Origin of the sequence: Xenorhabdus entomophaga, from assembly GCF_037996725.1 — a bacterium.
GTDB classification, from domain to species: domain Bacteria; phylum Pseudomonadota; class Gammaproteobacteria; order Enterobacterales; family Enterobacteriaceae; genus Xenorhabdus; species Xenorhabdus khoisanae.
Genome location: NZ_JBBMXH010000189.1, coordinates 1 through 3,763, shown reverse-complemented (window position 1 = coordinate 3,763; position 3,763 = coordinate 1). Strand labels below are relative to the sequence as shown.

General features: G+C 41.1%; 9 protein-coding genes. 4 read left to right on the top strand and 5 right to left on the bottom strand.

What is annotated here, in order from left to right:
• The 4 genes from AAC854_RS21705 to AAC854_RS21690 form a co-directional block, all read right to left on the bottom strand.
• Window positions 1–508: DEAD/DEAH box helicase (locus AAC854_RS21705; protein WP_340618911.1), on the bottom strand; the 508-nt coding region annotated here is incomplete at its 3' end.
• A complete protein-coding gene (locus AAC854_RS21700; protein WP_340618910.1) occupies window positions 502–828 on the bottom strand; it encodes a hypothetical protein in 327 nt (108 codons plus the stop codon). The genes AAC854_RS21705 and AAC854_RS21700, both read right to left, overlap by 7 nt.
• 99 nt (window positions 829–927) lie before the next feature.
• Complete coding sequence (locus tag AAC854_RS21695; protein WP_340618909.1) at window positions 928–1,218, bottom strand: hypothetical protein; 291 nt, start codon at window positions 1,216–1,218, stop codon at window positions 928–930.
• Window positions 1,208–1,447, bottom strand: a complete 240-nt coding sequence (locus AAC854_RS21690) for a hypothetical protein (protein ID WP_340618908.1) — start codon at window positions 1,445–1,447, stop codon at window positions 1,208–1,210. The genes AAC854_RS21695 and AAC854_RS21690 overlap by 11 nt, the downstream gene beginning before the upstream one ends.
• 110 nt (window positions 1,448–1,557) lie before the next feature.
• On the opposite strand from AAC854_RS21690, the gene AAC854_RS21685 reads away from it, so the two are divergent.
• From AAC854_RS21685 to AAC854_RS21680, 3 genes are all read left to right on the top strand, one after another.
• Complete coding sequence (locus AAC854_RS21685; protein WP_340618907.1) at window positions 1,558–2,295, top strand: LexA family protein; 738 nt, start codon at window positions 1,558–1,560, stop codon at window positions 2,293–2,295.
• A gap of 146 nt (window positions 2,296–2,441) precedes the next feature.
• The gene (locus AAC854_RS24450) at window positions 2,442–2,603 is read left to right on the top strand and encodes a host cell division inhibitor Icd-like protein (RefSeq protein WP_422824122.1); all 162 of its coding nucleotides are present in this window, start codon (window positions 2,442–2,444) and stop codon (window positions 2,601–2,603) included.
• A gap of 30 nt (window positions 2,604–2,633) precedes the next feature.
• Window positions 2,634–2,798 carry a hypothetical protein gene (locus AAC854_RS21680; RefSeq protein WP_340618906.1) on the top strand — a complete coding sequence of 55 codons (165 nt, stop codon included), beginning with the start codon at window positions 2,634–2,636 and terminating at the stop codon, window positions 2,796–2,798.
• A gap of 279 nt (window positions 2,799–3,077) precedes the next feature.
• Here AAC854_RS21680 and AAC854_RS24445 read toward each other — a convergent pair whose 3' ends face one another.
• Complete coding sequence (locus tag AAC854_RS24445) at window positions 3,078–3,539, bottom strand: ECs1072 family phage-associated protein (protein ID WP_422824121.1); 462 nt, start codon at window positions 3,537–3,539, stop codon at window positions 3,078–3,080.
• Window positions 3,540–3,621: 82 nt separating this feature from the next.
• Between AAC854_RS24445 and AAC854_RS24440 the strand changes: the two genes are divergently transcribed.
• On the top strand, window positions 3,622–3,763 hold a 142-nt coding region (locus tag AAC854_RS24440; RefSeq protein WP_422824123.1), incomplete at its 3' end, for a carbon storage regulator.

Below are 3,763 nucleotides of genomic sequence, written 5' to 3'. Positions count from 1 at the left end.
TCAGTTCCTTCATGGTGGTGGGCTTAATCAGTTTTTCGTAGTAAGTCCCCAAGAACGGCGCAAAGGGTGTGCCCGACAACCCAACTACGGGTATGTCACTGTCACGGATAAATTCCAGCATCCGCTTACGGCGCAAGTGCGCCTCGTCAATGATTAACAAGTCGATATTGTCAGGAAACTCACGGCGGATAATGGTATCGGCTGACGCGATCTGAATGAGCAGTGTTGGGTCATAATTCGGGTGGTCACGCCAGACATAACTGATTTCATCTTCTGGCAGGCCATACTCAATAAAGCGGGTTGCCGTCTGGTCTACGAGGATCGTATACGGCACACAGAACATGACACGCTTTCCACGAGAGACATAACCGTCAGTGATAAAGGCCGCCAGTCCGGTCTTGCCTGAACCGGTTGGGCTGTACACCATGAAAGTACGGTGTTGTTTCCAGTACTGCCGCAACAGGCTTAAGCTGCGCTCCTGTGCAAAGTTGGGGGTAATTTCTAGCATGATGTTACTCCCTGTTTATTTTTCTGTGCTGCCGTGTGATAATTCGCGCAGGTAACCGCATCTGTATTACCTATCGCAAGAGCCTGAGCAGTTGCACCCTGCAAAGTTTGGCTGTTCAGTTTCTTGCACCCTCTTACATTTCCATTCTCATTTAACATTGATACCCTCACTTGAATAATTTCCACTGCCAGAGAAAAGGCCTTTTTATTTTTCCCATTTGGACGTCTAAGCGTCTGTGTGATTTTGATATCCCTATAGTGATCTATATATAAGATCTGAGTTCTTCCTTTGGCTGTGCCTTCCCTAACACCCCCTTTCAAAGATCACCCCCCTTACCCCCCTAGAAAGTTTTCCCCTCTTCCCCGATGTACTGCCTAACTGATACATGAATGTACTTATCAACGAGTACGCACTTAGAATTAAACTGGACATGTTGTTACTCCCATCGGCTCCGCTGTGTACCCCTGTGCCGCTCTCTCATACTTCGTGACAAATTCCCTGAGCCGGATATTTGCCGCCCGTCTGGCTGCATTGTCTTTGCGGTATGACACTGGCTCGTTATCCCATGCTGACTGATACACTTCTGAATACTGAGCAGTGATCTTCGCCCGTGTGCTTGCCCGCAGTTTTGCCAGCACCTCCTGAATCCATGTGCCATCGTCAGGGTAGAAATGCGATGGCATGGTGACCTTGGTGAAATTAGGAAACATTGTTGTGCTCTACGGGCGGTGGAAACACTTTAGGCAGATCGGGGCGTAGTTCGTGCTTGTACGGAATATCGGGGTTGATATGACAAAGAATCGCCACATCCTCTGGTACACCACGTTTTTTCCATTTACCCACTGCCTGACTGCTTCTTGGTTTACCTTTCCTTGGGAATGCATGGCCAATAGCGGCATTCGTTTTGTAAATATTTTTTAATATTTCATACAGATTCATTTGATGACCTACAATGTAACTATAGTATCAAATCAATCTATCAAAAAGAACCCAAAGTATCAATTAAAAATGCTACTTTAGTTTCCACCTACAGTGATGGAGAGTGATACATGAAAGACATAAAAACCGTAAAAGATGCGGCTAATCTTGCAGTGAGATTGCTCGAACGCAGAAAGAAGCTTGAGTTAACTCAGCAAGAGTTAGCTGATAGAGCAAAGGTAACAAGAGTAGCCATAAGCAAAGCAGAGCAGGGCTTAACAAAAACATTTAATGCGACTACGTTATTTAAGATAGCCAAGGCATTAAAAGTCGATCCTATTTGGTTGCAAACAGGCCAAGACATACAGTATGAAATCCCTGGGTTAGATGAACTATCAGGACACAAAACCGCAAATAATGTCGACCTACCTCCAGAGAATATATGTCCCTCAAGGCAACCTACATACAGATATAGATATCCAAAAATCAATTGGATACAAGCTGGGGCTTTTGCGCGTAATGGTGATGATTACAGTGTGTATGATATAGAAAATTGGTACGATTCAATCAAATGTGCCGGAGAACGAGGTTACTGGCTGGATGTGAAAGGTGACTCTATGACAGCCCCTTCTGGCATTACGTTCCCCGAAGGAATGAGTATCTTGGTTAATCCAGAAAAAGACCCATATCCGGGATGTTATGTCATAGCAGAAGTGAGGGATAGTGGTGAGGCAACATTTAAAAAGTATGTTGTAGATGTAGGAAGAGAATATCTCAAGCCTCTAAACCCAAGTTACCAGATGATAAAAATGGATGGCAGTATAGAAATTATTGGCGTTGTAGTAGATGCAAGATGGGATATTTTTTAGTTTACAATCAATAAGAACCGACGGAAGTCGGTTTTTTTTACCATAAAAAGAATCTAAAGTATCAAAATGGCTTGACACTGAAAGATACTATAGTTACATTGAGTCTAGAAACTAAAGTATCATTAAACGTCGAGTGAACATAAATCATGAAAACTTTTATCTTTGCAGCCATTGAGCGTTCCAACATGAAACAAACACGCCCTATATGTATTAAAGCTCAAGCGCACGATGAACAGGAAGCAAAAAGGTTATTGACTCCCACATATGTAATTTATGGCTGGATGGGTCAAATAGTTAATCGTAACTGAAATAAACAATTTAATTCTGAGGGTATAAATATGGATATCGAATTTATTAACGAATTGCGTGCATATCTAAAGCATCATCGCCAGTCTGCTGTTTATTATCGAAACAATGGTGATCATGCAATGCGTAAAATGAGCATTCAGCTAGCATTATCCAAGCGCCGTGGCATTCGAGAATTAGCTCACTATAGCTATTAACCAACTCCAGTTCATTTCAAATAAACAATATTAATTCTGAGGGTATAAAAATGAAAAAGCCAGTAACTAATATCAATAATACTTTGGTGACTGAGATAAACAATAACCAAATTAAAGGGCAGCAATCGCTACCCTGTGGCGACAAACCTTTTATTTACGCTGCTAATTTAAATCTTTATGAACTTATTGCATGGCTTCAAAATGAACTTAATACACTTAATCGCCGTGAAAGAGCACTTTGTATTGTATCGAAAGCAGTAGATTCATTGGAACTTGAAATTAATTCTCTTGTTGCTCATCAGCCTTTTTCAGAGTCCGTTCACCTGAACCAAGAATCCAATTTACTTTTAGATTCCAATCAATGCCAGATGCGTCTTTGTTCAGCTTTAAGCCATTTACGTAGTTTTGGGCTTTCTGAGGTAGATTTTCCGGGGCAAGGTCTTTCAGGAGAGCAAAAACAATCCATTCGAGCGGATTGGCTTCCAGTTCCCGAAGGGAAACTTGATACCGAGTAAACAGTAAATGCTTAAGAGCCTTGTCACCTCTTAACGGCTCAAATATTGTTGCATGCTGTTTTCGGTATTCATAGCTAACTATTTCAAGCAATAAAATTAAATAAGAATGTATTTTGGCGCTATCAGGATCATCCTTAGAAATCATGTTTTGGCTGGTGTAGAAGGCGCCATACGCGGGGAAAATAGCTTTTTGAATTTCGATAAATAAATTCGAATAAACGGACATAATACTTCCTTCTTAGTTTATGTAGGAGCTTTCAAAGATAACACTATTCAAAAGTAAAAATAAAAAGGTAAATCAGCATAATATGATCAAGGAGACAAAAATGTTAACTCTAGCTCGCCGCCCACAAGAAAAAATTATGATAGGTGACGATATCGTAATAACAGTATTAAGCATTCAAAGGAATCAAGTAAAAATCAGAATTGAAGCACCCAAAGAAATTCCTG